Below are 19,016 nucleotides of genomic sequence, written 5' to 3'. Positions count from 1 at the left end.
CCGATGGTGGCTGCTGCGGAGTGTTGATGTGCGCAGCAGTCCTTCCGCTGCTTTGAATGAAAAAAGCCCCCGAGTGCAGTCGGGGGCTTTTTTTGTGGCTACCGCGCGAGCGCCGGAGTTTCAAGAGCAGGGGGGAGGGCAGGCTTTGTCGGGGCGATGCCCCTTGAGCCTCTTATTGGCCAGCGTTGCCCTGGAGTTCCTTCGGGAGCGGGAAGGTCACTTTTTCCGGTACGCCTTCAAGCTGGCGAACGGAGGCTGCGCCCAGTTCCTTGAGGCGGGTGATCACGGAGTCGACCAGCACTTCCGGTGCTGAGGCGCCGGCGGTCACGCCGATACGCAGTTTTCCGACGATCCATGCGGGGTCGATGGCCGCGGCGTTATCGACGAGATAGGCGGGAACATTCAGCAGTTCGGCTACCTCGCGCAGGCGGTTGGAGTTGGAGCTGTTCGGCGATCCGACCACCAGTACCAGATCCGACTGGGGTGCCATGAACTTCACGGCATCCTGGCGGTTCTGCGTCGCGTAGCAGATGTCGTCCTTCTTGGGGCCGACGATCTCCGGGAAGCGCACCCGCAGGGCCGCGACGATGGCGCCGGCGTCATCTACGGACAGTGTGGTCTGCGTGACGTAGGCCAGCATGTCGGGTTTGGTGACCTGAAGGTTCGCTACATCTTCGACAGACTCCACCAGATAGATGCCGTCGCGGACCTGACCCATCGTGCCTTCCACCTCGGGATGCCCCTTGTGGCCGATCATGATCAACTCACGCCCCTGGTCGCGCATACGGGCAACTTCCAGGTGAACCTTGGTGACGAGCGGGCAGGTGGCGTCGAAAACCCGCAGCCCGCGGGCCTCGGCTTCGGTGCGAACGGCCTGGGATACGCCGTGGGCGCTGAAGATGACGGTATTGCCGGCGGGAACGTCGGCCAGCTCTTCGATGAAGATTGCTCCCTTGGCGCGCAGGCCATCCACCACGAAGCGGTTGTGCACGACTTCGTGGCGCACATAGATGGGCGCACCGAACTGGGTGAGGGCGCGTTCGACGATCTCGATGGCGCGTTCAACGCCGGCGCAGAAGCCGCGGGGGGTGGCGAGCAATACTTCCATCGGATACCTCGGGTGTGTTCAGTTGATGCCGATCACTTCGACTTCGAAGCGGATCGACTTGCCGGCCAGCGGGTGGTTGAAATCGATCACCGCATGGGTGTCGAGGACTTCGCGGATCAGGCCCGGATAGCGGGTGCCGTCGGGCGCGGTGAACTCCATGATGACCATCGGCGCCACTTCGGCGTCGGCGGGGAAATCTTCCAGGCGAACCTTTTCGACCAAGTCTTCACGGTGCACGCCGAAGGCGTTTTCCGGCTCGAGCAGGAAGGTATGGTGCTCGCCGACGGTGATCCCGGCCAGGCAGCGCTCCAGCGCCGGGGCGATGTCGCCGTGGCCCAGCTGCATGGTGGCCGGTTTGGACTCGAAGGTGCTGATGAGGGGCTGCCCGTTGTCGAGGGAGATCCGGTAGTGGAGGGTCAGCAGGCTGTCGGGCTGGACGATCTGGGTCATGAGAGCTTCTCTTGGGCAGGGGCGTGGCGATGCTCGCGCAGTTGGGCAACGATCATCAGGATCACGCCCACCGTGATGGCGGAGTCCGCCACGTTGAAGGCCGGCCAGCCGTAGCGGCCGATATGGAAATACAGGAAGTCGACCACGGCGCCAAAGACGAAGCGGTCGATCACGTTGCCGATGGCGCCGCCGATGATCAGCGAGAACGCCAGCGGCTGCAGCAACTCGTGCTGGTGGCGCGCCAGCAGGCGCAGCAGCCAGCCACAGATGCCGGCTGCCAGGGCCACGAAGAACCAGCGTTGCCAGCCGGCCTGGTCAGCCAGGAAGCTGAAGGCAGCCCCTGGGTTGAAGGCGAGCACCAGATCGAAGAAGTCGGTGATGTGGATGACTTCGCCGTTGCGCAGCGCGCCGCGGACGAGGTGCTTGGTCCATTGGTCGGCCAGCACGATTATGGCGGCGAGGCCGATCCAGTTGCCGAGGCGTAGTTTCAAGGGCTGCACTCCTGCGGTTTTACAAGGCTCAGGCGGCCGAGCGGGCTTCGCCGGCGCCGTGCAGGTTGGACGTGCAGCGGCCGCAAAGTTCCGGATGCGCTGCATCGTGACCGACGTCTTCCCGGTAGTGCCAGCAGCGCTCGCACTTCTTGTGCTCCGACGGGGTGACGACGATGCTCTCGTCGGCTTCGTTGTCGACGCGGACCAGCGTCGTCTTCGAGCAGATCAGCACGAAGCGCAGATCGTCAGCGAGGCTGGCCAGGGTGTCGTACTTGGCGCCGGCCGCGCGGATTTCCACCTCGGCCTGCAGCGATGAGCCGACCTTGCCTTCGGTACGGACCGATTCGATGACCTTCAGCACGTCGGCGCGGGCGGCGCGGATCGCGTTCCAGCGTTCCAGCAGCGCCTCTTCGGCGTTCTGGGCGGGCAGCTGGTGGAATGTGTGCAGCATCACGCTGTCTTCCGCGTCCTGGCTCAGCAGTTGCCAGATTTCTTCGGCGGTGAAGGAGAGGATCGGCGCCATCAGCTTCACGACGGCCTGCAGAACGTGCCACAGGGCGCTCTGTGCGGAGCGGCGGGCCAGGGAGTCGGGCTTGGTGGTGTAGAGGCGGTCCTTCAGGATGTCCAGCCAGAAACCGCCGAGATCCTCGGAGCAGAAGGTCTGGAGCGCCTGCACCACGCGGTGGAATTCGTAGCGGTCGTAGTCGGCCTGGGCCTGGGCCTGCAGTTGGCGGGTGAAGGCCAGGGCGTAGCGGTCGATCTCGAACCACTGCTCCACGGGCAGCATGTCCGTGCCGGCATCGAAGTCGGCGATGTTGGCCATGAGGAAGCGCAGGGTGTTGCGGATGCGGCGGTAGGATTCCACCACGCGGGCCAGGATCTCCTTCGACATGGCCAGCTCGCCCGAGTAATCGGTGGCGGCAACCCACAGGCGCAGGATCTCGGCACCCATCTTGTCGGTGACTTCCTGGGGCAGGATGGTGTTGCCCAGGGACTTGCTCATCTTGCGGCCTTGCTGGTCCACGGTGAAGCCATGGGTGAGCAGGGCCTTGTAGGGCGGGTGGCCGTCGATGGCGGCGCCGGTGAGCAGGGACGAATGGAACCAGCCGCGGTGCTGGTCCGAGCCTTCCAGGTAGAGGTCGGCGCGGGGGCCGGTGGCGTGGCCGTCGTTGTGGGAGCCGCGCAGCACGTGCCAGTGGGTCGTGCCGGAATCGAACCAGACGTCTAGGGTGTCGCTGATCTTGTCGTACTGGGGTGCTTCGGTGCCGAGCAGCTCGGCGGCATCCAGCTTGAACCAGGCTTCGATGCCTTCTTTCTCGACGCGTTGGGCAACCTCTTCCATCAGCTCGACGGTGCGCGGATGCAGCTCGCCGGTTTCCTTGTGAAGGAAGAAGGGGATCGGCACGCCCCAGTTGCGCTGGCGAGAGATGCACCAGTCGGGCCGGTTGGCGATCATGGACTGCAGGCGGGGCTTGCCCCAGGCCGGGTAGAAAGCGGTGGCCTCAACGCCGGCCAGGGCTTTTTCGCGCAGGGACTTGCCGTCCGTGGGCAGGCGGTCCATGCCGACGAACCACTGGGCGGTGGCGCGGTAGATCACCGGAGTCTTGTGGCGCCAGCAGTGCATGTAGCTGTGCATGACGCTGCCGTGGGAGAGCAGGTTGCCGACTTCCGTGAGCTTGTCGCAGATGGCCTGGTTGGCCTTCCAGATGGTCAGGCCGCCGAAGAAGGGCAGTTCATCCACGTAAACGCCGTCGCCCTTGACGATTGAGATGATCTCGTCGTTGCCGCGGCCGTAGACACGCCAGGCGTTGAAGTCGTCCACGCCGTGAGCCGGCGCGCTATGCACGATGCCGGTGCCCGCGTCGAGGCCCACGTAGTCGGCCAGGTACACCGGAGAGGCGCGATCATAGAGGGGGTGACGGAATTCCAGGCGCTCCAGGGCTTTACCCTTGGTGGTCGCCAGCACCGCGCCTTCGCGACCGTAGCGCTTCAGGCTGTCTTCCACCAGGTCGGTGGCCAGGACCAGCAGGCGGTCGCCGGTATCCACGAGGGCGTACTCGTGCTCCGGGTGGATGTTGAGGGCCTGGTTGGCCGGGATGGTCCAAGGGGTGGTGGTCCAGATCACCGCATAGGCGGTCTTGGGCAGGCTGGCGAGGCCGAAGGCGGCAGCCAGCCTGAGGGCGTCACCCTCGCTGATCGGGAAGGCCACGTCGATGGTCGGGGACTTCTTGTCGGCGTATTCGACTTCGGCTTCGGCCAGCGCGGAGCCGCAGTCGAAACACCAGTTCACCGGCTTGAGGCCCTTGAACACGTAGTTCTGCTTGACCATTTCAGCCAGCGCGCGGATTTCGCCGGCCTCGTTGGAGAAGTTCATGGTCAGGTAGGGATTGTCCCAGTCGCCCAGGACGCCCAGACGGATGAACTCCTTCTTCTGCACTTCCACCTGCTCGGCGGCGTAGGTGCGGCACAGTTCACGGACCTTGTCGGCGGGCAGGTTCTTGCCGTGGGTGACTTCGATCTTGTGTTCGATCGGCAGACCGTGGCAGTCCCAGCCGGGTACGTAGGGCGCATCGAAGCCTGCCAGGGTCTTGGAGCGGACGATGATGTCCTTGAGGATCTTGTTCAGCGCATGACCCAGGTGCAGGTTGCCGTTGGCGTACGGGGGACCGTCGTGCAGCACGAACTTGGGCCGGCCGGCCGACGTCTTGCGGATCTTCTGGTAGAGCTTGCGCTGCTGCCAGTCGGCGATCCAGGCGGGCTCGCGCTTGGCGAGGTCACCGCGCATCGGGAAGGGTGTGTCGGGCAGGTTCAGGGTCTTGCGATTGTCGGACATGGTCGGGGCGTGAATTCAGAGGGGATTCTGGACGAAGTAGGCGCGGGCCTCTTCGGCGTCGCGGGCGATCTGGGCGGTAAGGGCTTCGAGGCTGTCGTAGCGCTCCTCATCCCGTTGCTTGCGCAGGAAATTGACCCGCAGGTGGGCGTCGTAGCAGTCGGCGCTCCAGTCGAACAGGTGGACTTCGAGGGTCGCGCGGCCGGCGTCGTTGATGGTGGGCCGCACGCCGATGCTCGCCACGCCGGGCCAAGGCTTGTCGGCCAGGCCGTCGACGCTGACGGTGTAGATGCCCATCAGCGGCGGGCTGCGGTGCTTGAGCTGGATGTTGGCGGTCGGAAAGCCGATCGTACGGCCGATCTTGTCGCCGTGCATGACCCGGCCGCTGATGCTGTACGGGCGGCCGAGCAGGCGGGCGGCGTGGGGCATGTCGCCGTCGGAAAGTGCCTCACGGATTGCCGAACTGGAGACGCGCTCGCCGTCATGGACCAGGGTGTGCATGGCCTCGACAGCGAAGCCTGCCGTCTGGCCGGCCTGCTGCAGCATCGCGAAATCGCCCTTGCGGCCTTTGCCGAAGCGGAAGTCGTCGCCGATCATCAGGTCGCGCACGCCGAGCCCGCGGATCAGGATGTCCTCGATGAACTGCTCGGCGGTGAGCGACGCGAAGCGGGCGTTGAAGCGGCCGATATAGAGGCGGTCCACACCCTGGGCCGCCAGGAGCTGGATCTTTTCACGCAGGGATGTGAGCCGGCGCGGCCGGTTCTCGTGGGCGAAATACTCGCGCGGATGGGGCTCGAAGGTGAGCACCGAAGCGGGCAGGCCGGTGGCGCGCGCCTTTGCGGTGAGTTTCGCCAGCAACGCCTGGTGGCCGCGGTGCACGCCATCGAAGTTGCCGATGGTGAGCACGCAGCCGTGTTCGGTGCGTTCGGGAATTCCGCGGAAAACCTGCATGGAGGAATGCTGGTAAAAGGCGCGATTATAGCGGCAAGGGCCGGGTGGGCGAAGCATCCCCGGCTTACAGGCCGCTTACTCTCCCTGGCCGGCCCGTTCCCGGTGGAAGCGGGCGACGTAATCGTTCAGCGTGCCGCCGGCGATGGCGTCGCGCAGCTCGCGCATCAGCTGCTGGTAGTAATGCAGGTTATGGATGGTGGCCAGCCGCGCGCCGAGGATCTCGTTGAGGCGATTGAGGTGGTGCAGGTAGCCGCGGGAAAAGTTGCGGCAGGTGTAGCAGTCGCAGGATTCGTCCAGCGGCCGGGTGTCCGACTTGTGGCGCGCGTTTCGGATCTTGATGTCGCCGTGGCGGGTGAACAGCCAGCCGTTGCGCGCGTTGCGGGTGGGCATCACGCAGTCGAACATGTCGATGCCGGCCTGCACCGAGAAGACGATGTCTTCTGGTGTGCCGACGCCCATCAGGTAGCGCGGCTTGTGCTGGGGCAGGCGCGGCGCGGTGTGGTGCAGGATGCGCTGCATGTCGTCCTTGGGCTCGCCAACCGACAGGCCGCCGATGGCGTAGCCATGGAAACCGATCTCTTCGAGGCCGGCGAGGGATTCGTCACGCAGGTTTTCGTACATGCCGCCCTGGACGATGCCGAACAGCGCGTTGTCGTTCTCGAGTCGGTTGAATTCGTCCTTGGAGCGCTGCGCCCAGCGCAGGGACATGCGCATGGAGTCTGCAGCCTCGGTCACCGTGGCCGGGTAGGGCGTGCATTCGTCGAAGATCATCACCACGTCGGAATTGAGCACCTTCTGGATGCGCATTGATTCCTCGGGGGTGAGGAACAGCTTGTCGCCATTTACCGGTGAGCTGAAGCGCACGCCTTCTTCGCTGATCTTGCGCAGCGCGCCAAGGGAGAACACCTGGAAGCCGCCGGAGTCGGTGAGGATCGGGCCGTCCCAGGCCATGAACTGGTGCAGGCCGCCGAAGGCTTCCATCACTTCCAGGCCGGGGCGCAGCCACAGGTGGAAGGTGTTGCCTAGGCAGATCTGGGCGCCGATGTCGCGCAGGTCCTGCGGCGAGATGCCCTTGACGGAGCCATAGGTGCCGACCGGCATGAAGGCCGGGGTGTCCACGGTGCCGTGGTTGAGGGTCAGGCGGCCGCGGCGGGCGGCGCCGTCGGTGGCGAGGAGTTCGTATTTCATTGGGAATTCCGGGTGAGGAACATGGCGTCGCCGTAGCTGAAGAAGCGGTAGCGCTGCTCGATAGCGTGGGCGTAGGCGCGGCGGATGGTGTCCATGCCGGCAAAGGCGGACACGAGCATCAGCAGTGTGGACTTGGGGAGGTGGAAGTTGGTGACGAGTCCGTCGGCCACCTGGAAGGCGTAGCCGGGCAGGATGAACAGGTCACTTTCCGCCTCGCCTGCCTGCAGCGTGCCGCTGCGCGCGGCTGATTCGAGGGCGCGCATGCTGGTGGTGCCGACGCACACCACGCGTTTGCCGGCCGCCTTGGTGGCGGCGATGGCGTCTACCGTGGCCTGGGGGACAAAGTAGGCCTCGGTGTGCATCTGGTGTTCGGACAGGTCCTGCACGCGCACCGGTTGGAACGTGCCGGCGCCGACGTTGAGGGTGATGTAGGCGCTGTTTACGCCTTGCTCGGCGAGGCGGGCAAGGAGGGGCTCGTCGAAGTGCAGGCCGGCGGTTGGTGCGGCGACCGAGCCCGGATTGCGGGCGTAGACGGTCTGGTAGCGGGATTCGTCGGCATTGCCGGCGCTGCGCTCGATGTACGGTGGCAGCGGCAGGCGGCCGTGGCGTTCGAGCAGTTCGACCAGGTCTTCGGTGGCGGGAAAGCGCAGGTGGAAGAACTCGCCGGCACGGCCCAGCACTTCGACTTCCAGCGCACCCTCCAGGTGCAGGCGGGTGCCGGACTTGGGCGACTTGCTGGCGCGTATCTGGGCGAGGGCTTCGTGGGCGCCGAGGGGGCGCTCGATCATTACCTCCACCTGGCCACCGGTGTCCTTGGTGCCGAACAGGCGGGCATGCAGCACACGGGTGTCGTTGAAGACAAGCAGGTCGCCGGGCGCCAGCAGGCTGGGCAGGTTGGAGAAATGCAGATCGGCCAGTGGCGCTGAAACCTGGAGCAGGCGGCTGTCGGTACGGCGTTCGAGAGGGGCTTGGGCGATCAGCTCCGGGGGGAGCAAGTAATCGAAATCGTCGAGGGTTAAAGCCATGGGTTGATACAGGTAACAGTTTCGTAGATAATGCGCGGCTTCCCATGCCGGGATGGCGGAATCGGTAGACGCAGCGGATTCAAAATCCGCCGCCGCAAGGTGTGAGGGTTCGAGTCCCTCTCCCGGCACCAGCAATACTCTAGCAAGCCTCCCGTCTTTAGTCCATTTCCTTTGTTCAATCAACGGCTTATCGCGTGATTGGAAGGGGCTGGGTTGGGCGCGATTTCCCTGTTTGGCCGGCGGCGGGTGTTGTCGGCCCCCGGCTGTTCTCTTCGCTTTTTCCTTTTGCGTGGTCTCATATTTGCTTGGAATCTGGCTTCAGGCCAGTCCAGGTCCTTGCGTCTCGTCCGCAATGCGTCCGATTGGTGTCGGCTCATGGATTCAGGGGGAGCGGCGATGAGGGTTCTTGTGCTGGGTGGCGGCGCGATTGGCGTCAGCTGTGCGTACTTTCTGGCCCGGGCCGGGCATGAGGTGACGGTGCTGGAGCGGCGTCCGGGTGTTGCGCTGGAGACCAGCTTCGCGAATGCGGGCGAGGTGTCGCCGGGTTATGCGGCGCCCTGGGCGGTGCCGGGCATGCTGGCCAAGGTGGTCAAGTGGTTGCTGATGGAGCATCGCCCGCTGGTGTTGTGGCCGCGCCTGGATCCGGCCCTGTGGCGCTGGCTGTTCCGGCTGCTCGGCAATTGCAATGCGGAGTCCTATGCGCGCAACAAGGCGCGCATGCTGCGTCTGGCCGAGTACAGCCGGGACTGCCTGCGCCAGTTGCGCGTCGAGACGGGGATCGCCTACGACGACCGCGCCCGCGGCACGCTGCAGGTATTCCGGGCGCAGCGGCAGATCGATGCTGCAGGTTCCGACATGACCATCCTTGAGGACTTCGGCGTGGGCTTTGCGTTGCTCGACCAGGCGGGCTGTGTCGCAAAGGAGCCGGCCCTGAGGCGTGTTCGCGACAAGATTGTCGGTGGTCTGTGGCTGCCGGGTGATGAAACCGGTGATTGCTTCAAATTCACCCGGCGTCTCGCCGAGATGGCAGAAGGCATCGGCGTCCGCTTCAAGTTCGATGTGCCCATCTCCGCGCTGAAGGTCGAGGGCGGGCGGGTTGCCGGCGTGGCGACCGGAGGTGGTGTCGAAACTGCGGATGCCTACCTGGTGGCGCTCGGTAGCTATTCGCCCCAGTTGCTGAAGCCTGCGAGCATCGATCTGCCGGTCTATCCCGTAAAGGGCTATTCGCTCACAGTGCCCATCGTCGATCCGTCGGGGGCGCCGGAGTCCACGGTCATGGACGAGATGCACAAGGTTGCCGTGACGCGGCTCGGTGAGCGCATCCGGGTCGGCGGTACTGCCGAGCTGGTGGGCTTCAATCTCGATCTGCGGGTGGCGCGGCGGCGGACGCTGGAGTACGTCGCCGGCGACCTGTTCGGGCAGGGGGGCGATCTGTCCCGGGCGGAGTTCTGGACGGGCTTGCGGCCCATGACGCCCGATGGAACACCCGTGCTCGGCGCCACGCCCTTGCCCAATCTCTTCCTGAGTACGGGGCATGGCACGCTGGGGTGGACCATGGCTGCGGGAACGGGGCGCGTGATCGCTGATCTGCTGTCCGGCCGCGAGCCGGAGATCGACATGTCCGGCCTTGGGCTGGGGCGCTACCGTCAGCGTGAAGTCGGGTAGAATGCACTTTTCGATGCAAGTCTTTGAATGATTTGCTTTTGTTTTTCTCCGCGCTTTCCGTCACGGCAAGGTGCGGTGCAAACTTCCCGAGCGGGGCGTTCGCGGGTCCTTGACGGGCCGGTTCAGCTTCGTCGCCATTACCCCAAGACAGACTTCCATGGCCCTCGACCCCCAAGCCAAGGCCTTGCTCGACATGGTCTACCGTGTCGGTGCGCCGCGCTTCCACGAGCTGGATGTGCATCAGGCCCGCCATTCCTTTGAAAAGCTGCAGTTCGCGCTCCGGCCGGAGGCGCCGGCGGTGGCCTCGGTCACTGATGTGCCGATCCCTCGCCCGCACGCCCGCGACGGCGTGATCATGGCGCGCCTGTATCGCCCCCTGAATGCCAAGCCGGACGCCGTCCTGCCGCTGGCTTTCTATTTCCATGGCGGCGGCTGGTGCGTCGGTGGCATCCCGAGCTATGACGTCCTGTGCCGCGAGCTGGCCAATCATAGTGAATGTGCGGTGCTGTCGGTGGATTACCGCCTGGCGCCCGAGCATCCTTTCCCTGGGGCGGTGGATGATGCCCATCGGGCGGTGACCTGGTCCTTGTCGAACAGTGAGTTGCTCGGCATCGACCCGGCGCGTTTTGCCTTGGCGGGCGATAGTGCTGGCGGCACGCTGAGTGCCGTTACCGCGCTGCAACTGCGTAACGAAGGCGGGCCGCGGGCTGCGTTGCAGCTGCTGATCTATCCGTGCACCGACATCCTCAGCCAGCGTCCGTCCCGCCGAACCTACTCCAATGGCTATTTCCTCGATACGGAGAGCCTGGCCTGGTTCTTCGAGAAATACCTGCCGTCGGATTCGGACTGGAGTGACTGGCGTGCTTCACCGCTGCTTGCCTCGCGCTTCGACGAGCTGCCGCCGGCGAGCTTCATCGTTGCCGGCTGCGATCCGCTGAGCGATGACGTGCGCGCCTATGCCGACGCTCTGCGTGACGCCGGCGGCGCGGTGCGCTTCCATGAGTTTGAAGGCATGGTCCACGGCTTCTTTACCCTCGGGAAGTTCTTTCCGCAGGCGCGGGAAGCGGTCGAGCTGGCCGGGAAGGAGTTGGCTAAAGCCTTGCGCGCTTCCGCCTAGATGCAGACGAAGCTGATCAGCTGAGGGCTGATCGTACAGCTGCGGCCAAGGGAGAAATGGCCGCGGCCGCGCAGCACCACTTCCTCGCGGGAGAGGAGGAATTCCCGCTCTCCCTCGATCTGCACGAAGGTGCCATTGCTGCTGCGATCGATGAGGACGAACTTGTCGCCGCGCAGTTCGATCTCGGCATGGCGCCGGGATGACTGAGTGTCGCTGATCACGATGTCGGCGGCCGGATCCCGGCCGATACGGACGCTGGGGCGTGCCGAATTCAGGACGACGGAACCGTCGCCCACGTACAGATGCAGTTCGGGCTCGGCATCGAGCAGGAAATGGCCGCTCTGCACGATGGTCAGTTCTCCGACCGCTTCACACATCAGCTCGCACAATTCCACCGGGCGGCTGAGGCCGCGGATGACCCGGGGGGGCAGGGGATGCAGCACGGACCGCCATTCCGGCCCCAGCCGACGGGCAGTTTCGGCCGAGATGATTGCTTTGCCGGGGGAGGCCAACTCCGCAAGGCGGGCTGCAAAGTTGACCGTATCCCCGAAAACATCCGTTCCGCTGACCACTACCGCGCCAAACTGGAAGCCGATCCGGACGGCAAGGCGTTGTTCGGGTGGCGAAGGGACCTCCTTCATGCTTTGATGGATTGCCAGCGTGGCGTCGGCAGCGCTGTCGGCGTCCTTGAAGACAGCCATCAGACCGTCGCCGGTGTGCTTGACGACGCGGCCGCCCTTGGTTTCGACCGAGATACGCATGGAGCGGATGCAGCGGTCAACGACCTCGAATGCAGACTTGTCACCGACGCGCTGATACAGCTGCGTGCTGCCGACGAGGTCGGCAAACAGGACAGCGCATTCTTGGGCGGGCGGTGTTGGGTCCGGCATCTGGATGTAACTGGCGTAGGAGGCGTGATTCTAGCGGAGTCCGTGATATTTTCCGCACAGTCAAGGTAACAAATTTGCCTCACTGCGGAGAGCCGTCCGTCGGCGAAAGGCGCCCGCAAGACCGGTCTGGGTGATCTAGACACATTTTCCTTGATCTAAGTAGAGGCAAGGAGGCCGCGCAGTGGGATAATGATACGTTTAGCCGCGAACGGAACCGTCTCCTCGTGGCGCGTCATGTCTGTCTGGAAGGGGTTTCATGAAACGAGTTGATGATTTCCGTCTGCGCTTTGGCAAGCAGGAGCTGGTGCCTATCGTGATCGGCGGTATGGGGGTGGACATCTCCACCGCGGATCTGGCGCTGGAGGCTGCACGCCTGGGCGGAATCGGTCACATCTCGGATGCAATGATCAAGACGGTTGCCGATCGTCGTTTCAATACCAAGTATGTGAAGGACAAGCTCCGGCAGTACAAGCACAACGTGGCCAACTCCGACAAGTCGGTCGTCCAGTTCGATCTCGGGCAGCTGGCCGAAGCCACGATGCTGCACGTCGGCAAAACCATGGAAGCGAAGCGCGGGCCCGGCCTGGTCTTCGTGAACTGCATGGAAAAGCTGACGATGAATGCGCCGAAGGAAACCTTGCGCGTGCGTTTGACGGCGGCGCTGGATGCGGGCGCGGACGGCATCACCCTCGCCGCGGGCTTGCACCTTGGTTCGTTTGGCCTGATCGAGGATCACCCGCGTTTCCGCGATGCCAAGCTGGGCATCATCGTGTCGTCCCTGCGTGCGCTGCAGCTTTTCCTGCGCAAGAGCGCCCGTACGAACCGCCTGCCGGACTATGTCGTGGTGGAAGGGCCGCTGGCTGGTGGGCACCTGGGCTTCGGCATGGACTGGGCCAAGTATGACCTGGCTGTCATCGTCGCCGAGATCCGCGCGTGGCTGATCCAGGAGAAGCTCGAGATCCCGCTGATTCCCGCGGGTGGCATCTTTACCGGCAGCGATGCCGCGGCCTTCCTCGAGAACGGGGCGGGGGCGGTGCAGGTGGCAACGCGCTTCACCGTGACGAAAGAGTGCGGCCTGCCCGAGGATGTTCAGCAGCATTACTTCAAGGCCAGCGAAGAGGAAATCATCGTCAATCAGATTTCCCCCACTGGCTATCCTATGCGCATGCTGACCGGGAGCCCGGCCATCGGCTCCGGTATTCGTCCGAACTGCGAGGCCTACGGCTACTTGCTCGACAGCAACGGCAATTGCTCGTACATCGATGCATACAACAAGGAAGTTGCGCTGCACCCCGGGGTCAAGAAGGTTTCGGTGATGGACAAGACCTGCCTATGCACCCACATGCGTAACTTCGATGTCTGGACTTGCGGCCATTACACGTATCGCCTGAAGGATACGTCGTACAAAAACGCCGAGGGTAATTACGAGATCCTTTCGGCAGAGCACGTCTTTCACGATTATCAGTACAGTACGGATAATTCGATCCTGCTGCCTGAGAAGATTCAGGGCGCGGAATAAGGAATAGGCCGGCCCGATTCACTGCGGGTCTGGCGAGAAAAAATGGGGCGATTTTATCGCCCCATTTTTGTTTTTTATTCCTGGAAGAAGCGAATTGCCGCTTCTGCCGGGATCTCCATGCCGGTCGCGCGCGCGCGCTTCAGCAATTCCCAGTAATAGCGGTAAGAGGCGCGATCGTGCAATTTGCCGGCATGCTGGATCGGACCCCAGTGCTTGTCCTGGGCGGCGACGAGAATCTGAGAGGCGTCCTCCACTTCGGAAAAATTCGGACGCATGGCCTCGACAATGGGCACGATCTGGTTGGGGTGGATGCTCCACATTCTCAGGTAGCCGAATTCCTGTCGGGCCCGTTCGGCGTCGCGGCGGATGTAGTCGAGATCCTTCAGTTCGGTGGTGACGTTGTGGGAAGGAACAACGCCATTGGCCAGGGCTGCGGCAGCGATGTCGCATTTGGCGCGAGCCACGAGGGGGTGGTCGAACTGGCCGGGGCTGCGCATTGCGGAGCCAGGGATTGCGCCGTGGTGGCCACTGACGAAATCCATCAGGCCGAAATCGAGGGATTCGACGCGTTCGAGTGCAGCAATCTCCCACGCGTCGCGCAGCGCGCCGTGGGTTTCGATCAGTACATGGACCGGGATTTCCCGATTTATGCCATGGCGTGTTTCCGCGTCACGGATTGCGTCGATTTGCCTGGATGCATCCGCCACGCTGCGTGGCTTGGGCAGGGTCAGGAATGCCAGGCGCGAACCAGCTTTGCCGACGAGAATGTCTGCGTCCGCCTCCCAGTGGGGGTGCGTGATGTCGTGGATGCGCGCGCCGACACGGTCGAACCGGTTCTCATCGGACATCACGATGCTGGCGGCCATGGCAGCGTGTTCGGCCTCTGCGCCGGCTTGGGCGCCATCCTCGCAGTCGCAGGTGATGTCGAAGATCGGGCCGAGTTCCTGCTGCAGGCTTAATGCCTTGCGCATCAGCTTCTCGCTGCCGGCGTAATGATCGACCGCGGGCAGGATGGGGAAGGGCGTTTCGCCCTGAAACAGAACGAGGTCGGGATGGGGCAGGGCGGACATGGCGGATGTGATTGTCTGATTTGATCGGCCGGAGAGTAGCAAAAAAAGCCACATGAAAAAACGCGGGGACGTTTCCGTCCCCGCGTTATCGTGAAGCTGAATTGCAGAGGCTTGAATTAGCCCAGCAGATCCTTCACGCCATCGCGCTCTTCGAGCAGTTCGTTGAGCGTGTTGTTCATGCGGTCGCGGGAGAATTCGTCGATTTCCAGACCCTGGACGATCTTGTACTCGCCGTTCTCGGTGGTGACCGGGAAACCGTAGATGATGCCTTCGGGAATGCCGTAGGAGCCATCGGAAGGAATGCCCATGGTGACCCATTCGCCGTTGGAGCCGAGCCACCAGTCACGGATGTGGTCGATGGCGGCGTTGGCGGCGGAGGCGGCGGAGGACAGGCCGCGGGCTTCGATGATCGCAGCGCCACGCTTGCCGACGGTCGGCAGGAACACGTCGCGGTTCCAGGCTTCGTCGTTGATCAGGTTCTTGACGTTGTCGCCATTGGCGGTCACGGCACGGTAGTCGGCGTACATCGTGGGGGAGTGGTTGCCCCAGACGACCAGGTTCTTCAGGCTGGAGACTTCGCGGCCGGACTTGGAGGCCAGCTGGGACAGGGCGCGGTTGTGGTCGAGCCGCAGCATGCCGGTGAAGTTCTTGGCCTGGACGCGGCCGTACTTCACGGCGATTTCCTTGGCGATGTAGGCATTGGTGTTGCAGGGGTTGCCGACAACCAGCACCTTGACGTCCGGATCGGCGTACTGGCCGATGGCGGCGCCTTGCACGGTGAAGATCTTGGCGTTTTCGGTCAGCAGGTCCTTGCGCTCCATGCCGGGGCCACGGGGACGGGCGCCGACAAGCAGGGCAACCTGGGCATCCTTGAAGGCGACGTTCGGGTCGTCGGTGGCGATCACGCCGGCCAGCAGCGGGAATGCACAGTCTTCGAGCTCCATGATGACGCCCTTGACGGCCTTCTGGGCTTGCGGGAGGTCAAGCAGCTGGAGGATGACGGGCTGGTCCTTGCCCAGCATTTCGCCACTGGCGATGCGGAACAGGAGGCTGTAGCCGATCTGGCCGGCGGCGCCGGTGACTGCGACACGAACGGGGGCTTTTGCCATTTATGAAACTCCCTCTAGTAAGAAGTGATTCGACACCATGCTGCAGACTCGCGCGGCCTCCCACAGGTCGTCGCGATGCGCAATCGAAGTTGTGATCAGCGGATGATCGCTCAACACGTGAATCGTAGGTGCATTTGTGAAGACTGTCAATTCATGTCTTATGTCTTATATAAGATAGAAGATGTGTCGTGGACTGTCTTCTAAAAGTGTGCTTCAATTGCCGAATGCGACCCGAATCGCCCACCTTCAGCCCTCTGTATCGTCAGATCAAGAATCTGATGATCAATGCCCTCCAGTCTGCCGAATGGCGGCCGGGACAGGCCATTCCCAGCGAGCAGGAACTTGCCTTGCGATTTAATGTAAGTCAAGGGACTGTGCGTAAGGCCATCGATGAGATGGCGGCCGAGAACCTGCTCGTCCGCAAGCAGGGCAAGGGCACCTACGTTGCATCCCACAACGATCCCCGGTCCATGTTCAGGTTCCTGAGGCTGGTTCCGATGGATGGCGACCTGTCTCATCCGCAGAGCATTCCCCTGGATTGCTGGAAAGCGAAGGCCGGGAATGAGGCGGCCCGGATGCTCGGAATTGAACTTGGGGCGCCGGTCACTATTCTGCGACGCCTGCTGCGTTTTTCCGGGAAGCCGGTTGTGGTGGACGAAATCTATTTGCCGGGCGAGATCTTTCATGGCCTCAACATGGAAGTGCTTCAGGCTGCGCATGGGTCGCTTTACGGACTTTTCGAAGCGCGCTTCGGCGTTCGCATGATCCGCGCGGAAGAGCGGATCCGCGCCGTTGCCGCCGACCGCATGACCAGCGAGACGCTGGGCGTGGTGGAAGGCGTGCCCCTGCTGTCGGTCGAGCGGGTTACCTATACCTATGGCGATCGTCCCGTTGAGTGGCGGCGGGGGCTGTATTCGACGGCAGAACACTATTATTTGAACGAACTCAGCTAGGTTAAGCAGAGTGAATTGATGGGTGGCCCCGGCCTGTCAATGTGGGGTCAGGGTATATACTTATAATTTTGTGTGGGAAAAGTGCGATTTAGCAATCGCAATTGTTAGAGGGAAAAATCTATGACAGAGGTGACTTTGAAAAAACAGCGCCCGAAGCATCTGGCGTTGAACGAGATCAGGCTGCCCTTGCCTGGCAAGGTCTCGATCCTGCATCGTGTCAGCGGCGCAGGCCTGTTCCTGATGCTGCCCGTTCTGCTGTCGCTCTTCGGTAGCAGCGTCGGCTCGCCCGAGTCCTTTGCTTCCTTCAAGGAAGTCGTGGACAACGTTTTCGTCAAACTCATTCTGTCTGGCTTGGTCTGGGCTTACCTGCATCATTTCTGTGCCGGTATCCGTTTCCTATTGCTGGACGTGCATGTTGGCGTCGATAAGCAAGCCGCTGTTTCCAGCGCCCGCATCGTGCTGATCGTCAGCCTCATCCTCACTGTCATTATGGTGTCCAAGCTATGGTAAAGCCCATCATTGTCGGCGCCCATTACGGTTTCCGTGATTGGCTCGCCCAGCGCATCACCGCGGTGGTGATGGCCATTTACACGGTTGTTCTCGCCGTTGTGGTGCTGTCCTCCTTCGATGGCTCCTACGAGAGCTGGCGCGGCGTGTTCAGCGGCGGTTTCATGCGCTTCGCGACCTTCCTGTTCTTCATGTCTCTGTTCTTCCATGCCTGGATCGGCGTGCGGGACATCTTCATGGACTACATCAAGCCGACCGGCATTCGCTTGACCCTGCATTCGGTCGTTGCTCTTCTGCTCATCGGCTACGCCGGTTGGGCTGCTCAGATTCTCTGGAGGCTGTAAGTGAAAGTCGCAAAGCGTACCTTTGATGCAGTGATCGTCGGCGCTGGTGGCGCCGGTCTGCGCGCCGCCCTGCAGCTCTCCGAAGCCGGTCTCAAGACCGCCGTTCTGACCAAGGTCTTCCCGACCCGCTCCCACACCGTGGCGGCGCAGGGCGGTGTGGCTGCCTCCCTTGGCAACTCCACCGAAGACAACTGGCACTGGCACATGTACGACACCGTCAAGGGGTCGGACTGGCTGGGCGACCAGGATGCCATCGAATTCATGGTCAAGAAGGCCAACGAAGTGGTCGTCGAGCTCGAACACTACGGCATGCCCTTCGACCGTACCGACAACGGCAAGATCTACCAGCGTCCGTTCGGTGGCCACTCGCAGAATTACGGCCAGACCCCGGTGTCCCGTTCCTGTGCGGCAGCTGACCGTACCGGCCACGCGATGCTGCACGCGCTGTACCAGCGCAACGTGCGTGCCAACACCCAGTTCTTCGTCGAATGGATGGCGATGGACCTGATCCGCAATGCGGATGGCGACGTCCTCGGCGTGACCGCGATGGAAATGGAAACCGGCGAAGTGTCGATCTTCCATGCCAAGGCCACCATTTTCGCGACCGGCGGTTCCGGCCGTATCTACCACAGCTCCACCAATGCTTTCATCAACACCGGCGACGGTGTCGGTATGGCGGCCCGTGCCGGCATTCCGCTAGAAGACATGGAGTTCTGGCAGTTCCACCCGACCGGCGTAGCCGGTGCCGGCGTGCTGATCACCGAAGGTGTGCGTGGTGAAGGCGGCATCCTGCGTAACGCCTCCGGCGAGCGCTTCATGGAGCGCTACGCGCCGAACCTGAAGGATTTGGCTTCCCGCGACGTGGTGTCCCGTTCGATGGTCACCGAGATCAACGAAGGCCGTGGCTGCGGTTCCGAAAAGGACCACGTGCTGCTCGACATCACCCATCTGTCGCCCGAAACGATCAACAAGCGTCTGCCTGGCATTCGCGAGATTTCGATCCAGTTCGCCGGTGTGGACCCGATCAAGGCTCCGATTCCCGTCGTGCCGACCTGCCACTACCAGATGGGCGGTATTCCGACCAACTACAAGGGCCAGGTCGTGGTGCCGAAGGACGGTAGTCCGAACGTTCCGGTTGCCGGTTTCTATGCCGCCGGCGAATGTGCCTGCGCATCCGTGCACGGCGCCAACCGCCTGGGCACCAACTCGCTGCTCGACCTGCTGGTGTTTGGCAAGGCCGCTGGCGAAACCGTGGTGTCCGACTTCCAGTCCGGTCAGCTGACCCTCAAGCCGCTGCCCGAAAATGCAGCCGACGTATCGCTGGCGCGTATCGCCCGTCTGGAAGCCCAGACCAACGGCGAAGAGGTCCATGAAGTTCGCCTCGACATGCAGCGCACGATGCAGAAGCACGCCGGCGTGTTCCGTTTCGCCGACATGCTGAAGGAAGGCGTCACCAAGATCCTCGAGGTCGCCGAGCGTGCCAAGCACACCCAGATCAAGGACAAGTCCAAGGTCTGGAACACCGCCCGTACCGAAGCCCTGGAACTCGACAACCTCATTGAAGTCGCCAAGGCCACGATGGTTTCCGCCGAAGCCCGGAAGGAATCCCGCGGCGCTCACGTGCGTGACGACGCGATCGATTGCGCCGAGACCCCGAACGGCCGCGACGACAAGAACTGGCTCAAGCACACGCTGTGGTACAGCGAAGGCAACCGCCTTGATTACAAGCCGGTCACCCTTCAGCCGATGTCGGCCGATGTCGAGCCGATCGCCCTTGCCAAGCGTACCTACTGAGCGTT

General features: G+C 63.0%; 17 protein-coding genes and 1 tRNA gene. 8 read left to right on the top strand and 10 right to left on the bottom strand.

All coding sequences use genetic code 11. The features are described from left to right. Positions 1–172: 172 nt before the first annotated feature. The 7 genes from ispH to queA all read right to left on the bottom strand — a co-directional run bounded on the left by ispH (position 173) and on the right by queA (position 8,043). Positions 173–1,108, bottom strand: coding sequence for a 4-hydroxy-3-methylbut-2-enyl diphosphate reductase (ispH, locus tag AC3QL2_RS00675; protein WP_493234151.1), 936 nt, complete (start codon positions 1,106–1,108; stop codon positions 173–175). Positions 1,109–1,126: 18 nt separating this feature from the next. Then, complete coding sequence (locus AC3QL2_RS00670) at positions 1,127–1,558, bottom strand: FKBP-type peptidyl-prolyl cis-trans isomerase (RefSeq protein WP_493234150.1); 432 nt, start codon at positions 1,556–1,558, stop codon at positions 1,127–1,129. Further along, on the bottom strand, positions 1,555–2,049 hold the full coding sequence (gene lspA, locus AC3QL2_RS00665; protein ID WP_493234149.1) for a signal peptidase II: 495 nt from the start codon (positions 2,047–2,049) through the stop codon (positions 1,555–1,557). Before lspA ends, AC3QL2_RS00670 begins: the two co-directional genes overlap by 4 nt. Positions 2,050–2,077: 28 nt before the next feature. Next, positions 2,078–4,882: an isoleucine--tRNA ligase gene (gene ileS, locus AC3QL2_RS00660; RefSeq protein WP_493234148.1), complete on the bottom strand. Its 2,805-nt coding sequence runs from the start codon at positions 4,880–4,882 to the stop codon at positions 2,078–2,080. Between the two features lie 15 nt (positions 4,883–4,897). Continuing rightward, complete coding sequence (locus AC3QL2_RS00655) at positions 4,898–5,830, bottom strand: bifunctional riboflavin kinase/FAD synthetase (protein ID WP_493234147.1); 933 nt, start codon at positions 5,828–5,830, stop codon at positions 4,898–4,900. 75 nt (positions 5,831–5,905) lie between these two features. Next, positions 5,906–7,018 carry a tRNA guanosine(34) transglycosylase Tgt gene (gene tgt, locus AC3QL2_RS00650; RefSeq protein ID WP_493234146.1) on the bottom strand — a complete coding sequence of 371 codons (1,113 nt, stop codon included), beginning with the start codon at positions 7,016–7,018 and terminating at the stop codon, positions 5,906–5,908. Continuing rightward, positions 7,015–8,043 (bottom strand): tRNA preQ1(34) S-adenosylmethionine ribosyltransferase-isomerase QueA, encoded by a 1,029-nt coding sequence (queA, locus tag AC3QL2_RS00645; protein WP_493234145.1) that lies wholly within the window; start codon positions 8,041–8,043, stop codon positions 7,015–7,017. The genes tgt and queA overlap by 4 nt, the downstream gene beginning before the upstream one ends. 46 nt (positions 8,044–8,089) lie before the next feature. Between queA and AC3QL2_RS00640 the strand changes: the two genes are divergently transcribed. From AC3QL2_RS00640 to AC3QL2_RS00630, 3 genes are all read left to right on the top strand, one after another. Beyond that, positions 8,090–8,174 (top strand) — tRNA-Leu (locus AC3QL2_RS00640). 115 nt (positions 8,175–8,289) lie between these two features. Next, positions 8,290–9,708: a D-amino acid dehydrogenase gene (locus AC3QL2_RS00635; RefSeq protein WP_493234315.1), complete on the top strand. Its 1,419-nt coding sequence runs from the start codon at positions 8,290–8,292 to the stop codon at positions 9,706–9,708. A 157-nt stretch (positions 9,709–9,865) separates the two neighbouring features. Beyond that, positions 9,866–10,825 (top strand): alpha/beta hydrolase, encoded by a 960-nt coding sequence (locus AC3QL2_RS00630; RefSeq protein WP_493234144.1) that lies wholly within the window; start codon positions 9,866–9,868, stop codon positions 10,823–10,825. Here AC3QL2_RS00630 and AC3QL2_RS00625 read toward each other — a convergent pair. Beyond that, on the bottom strand, positions 10,822–11,715 hold the full coding sequence (locus AC3QL2_RS00625; RefSeq protein ID WP_493234143.1) for an adenylate/guanylate cyclase domain-containing protein: 894 nt from the start codon (positions 11,713–11,715) through the stop codon (positions 10,822–10,824). The genes AC3QL2_RS00630 and AC3QL2_RS00625 overlap by 4 nt on opposite strands. 256 nt (positions 11,716–11,971) lie before the next feature. Between AC3QL2_RS00625 and AC3QL2_RS00620 the strand changes: the two genes are divergently transcribed. Beyond that, complete coding sequence (locus AC3QL2_RS00620; protein ID WP_493234142.1) at positions 11,972–13,234, top strand: nitronate monooxygenase; 1,263 nt, start codon at positions 11,972–11,974, stop codon at positions 13,232–13,234. Positions 13,235–13,308: 74 nt separating this feature from the next. Here the strand turns inward: AC3QL2_RS00620 and AC3QL2_RS00615 are convergent, their stop codons facing one another. Together AC3QL2_RS00615 and AC3QL2_RS00610 are read right to left on the bottom strand one after the other, a co-directional pair. Beyond that, positions 13,309–14,304 (bottom strand): HpcH/HpaI aldolase/citrate lyase family protein, encoded by a 996-nt coding sequence (locus tag AC3QL2_RS00615; protein ID WP_493234141.1) that lies wholly within the window; start codon positions 14,302–14,304, stop codon positions 13,309–13,311. A gap of 116 nt (positions 14,305–14,420) precedes the next feature. Next, the gene (locus AC3QL2_RS00610; protein WP_493234140.1) at positions 14,421–15,413 is read right to left on the bottom strand and encodes a malate dehydrogenase; all 993 of its coding nucleotides are present in this window, start codon (positions 15,411–15,413) and stop codon (positions 14,421–14,423) included. Positions 15,414–15,637: 224 nt separating this feature from the next. On the opposite strand from AC3QL2_RS00610, the gene AC3QL2_RS00605 reads away from it, so the two are divergent. The 4 genes from AC3QL2_RS00605 (at position 15,638) to sdhA (ending at position 19,011) form a co-directional block, all read left to right on the top strand. After that, positions 15,638–16,366, top strand: coding sequence for a GntR family transcriptional regulator (locus tag AC3QL2_RS00605; RefSeq protein ID WP_493234139.1), 729 nt, complete (start codon positions 15,638–15,640; stop codon positions 16,364–16,366). A 120-nt stretch (positions 16,367–16,486) separates the two neighbouring features. Further along, on the top strand, positions 16,487–16,876 hold the full coding sequence (gene sdhC / locus AC3QL2_RS00600) for a succinate dehydrogenase, cytochrome b556 subunit (protein WP_493234138.1): 390 nt from the start codon (positions 16,487–16,489) through the stop codon (positions 16,874–16,876). Beyond that, positions 16,870–17,217 carry a succinate dehydrogenase, hydrophobic membrane anchor protein gene (sdhD, locus tag AC3QL2_RS00595; RefSeq protein WP_481113723.1) on the top strand — a complete coding sequence of 116 codons (348 nt, stop codon included), beginning with the start codon at positions 16,870–16,872 and terminating at the stop codon, positions 17,215–17,217. The genes sdhC and sdhD overlap by 7 nt, the downstream gene beginning before the upstream one ends. Next, positions 17,218–19,011, top strand: a complete 1,794-nt coding sequence (gene sdhA, locus AC3QL2_RS00590; RefSeq protein ID WP_493234137.1) for a succinate dehydrogenase flavoprotein subunit — start codon at positions 17,218–17,220, stop codon at positions 19,009–19,011. The last annotated feature ends 5 nt before the right edge of the window (positions 19,012–19,016 follow it).

Source organism: Zoogloea sp. GW822-FHT05C07, assembly GCF_058800215.1.
Note: the sequence above shows the minus strand (reverse complement) of the source record. Positions and strands in the feature narration are given on the sequence as shown.

Bases quoted from the DNA above. Each gene is read 5' to 3' on its own strand.
- AC3QL2_RS00620 (WP_493234142.1), top strand. From the start codon at position 11,972: ATGAAACGAGTTGATGATTTCCGTCTGCGCTTTGGCAAGCAGGAGCTG.
- AC3QL2_RS00630 (WP_493234144.1), top strand. From the start codon at position 9,866: ATGGCCCTCGACCCCCAAGCCAAGGCCTTGCTCGACATGGTCTACCGT.
- sdhC (WP_493234138.1), top strand. From the start codon at position 16,487: ATGACAGAGGTGACTTTGAAAAAACAGCGCCCGAAGCATCTGGCGTTG.
- AC3QL2_RS00605 (WP_493234139.1), top strand. From the start codon at position 15,638: ATGCGACCCGAATCGCCCACCTTCAGCCCTCTGTATCGTCAGATCAAG.
- ispH (WP_493234151.1), bottom strand. From the start codon at position 1,108: ATGGAAGTATTGCTCGCCACCCCCCGCGGCTTCTGCGCCGGCGTTGAA.
- AC3QL2_RS00670 (WP_493234150.1), bottom strand. From the start codon at position 1,558: ATGACCCAGATCGTCCAGCCCGACAGCCTGCTGACCCTCCACTACCGG.
- AC3QL2_RS00625 (WP_493234143.1), bottom strand. From the start codon at position 11,715: ATGCCGGACCCAACACCGCCCGCCCAAGAATGCGCTGTCCTGTTTGCC.
- AC3QL2_RS00655 (WP_493234147.1), bottom strand. From the start codon at position 5,830: ATGCAGGTTTTCCGCGGAATTCCCGAACGCACCGAACACGGCTGCGTG.
- queA (WP_493234145.1), bottom strand. From the start codon at position 8,043: ATGGCTTTAACCCTCGACGATTTCGATTACTTGCTCCCCCCGGAGCTG.
- ileS (WP_493234148.1), bottom strand. From the start codon at position 4,882: ATGTCCGACAATCGCAAGACCCTGAACCTGCCCGACACACCCTTCCCG.
- tgt (WP_493234146.1), bottom strand. From the start codon at position 7,018: ATGAAATACGAACTCCTCGCCACCGACGGCGCCGCCCGCCGCGGCCGC.
- AC3QL2_RS00610 (WP_493234140.1), bottom strand. From the start codon at position 15,413: ATGGCAAAAGCCCCCGTTCGTGTCGCAGTCACCGGCGCCGCCGGCCAG.
- sdhD (WP_481113723.1), top strand. From the start codon at position 16,870: ATGGTAAAGCCCATCATTGTCGGCGCCCATTACGGTTTCCGTGATTGG.
- AC3QL2_RS00615 (WP_493234141.1), bottom strand. From the start codon at position 14,304: ATGTCCGCCCTGCCCCATCCCGACCTCGTTCTGTTTCAGGGCGAAACG.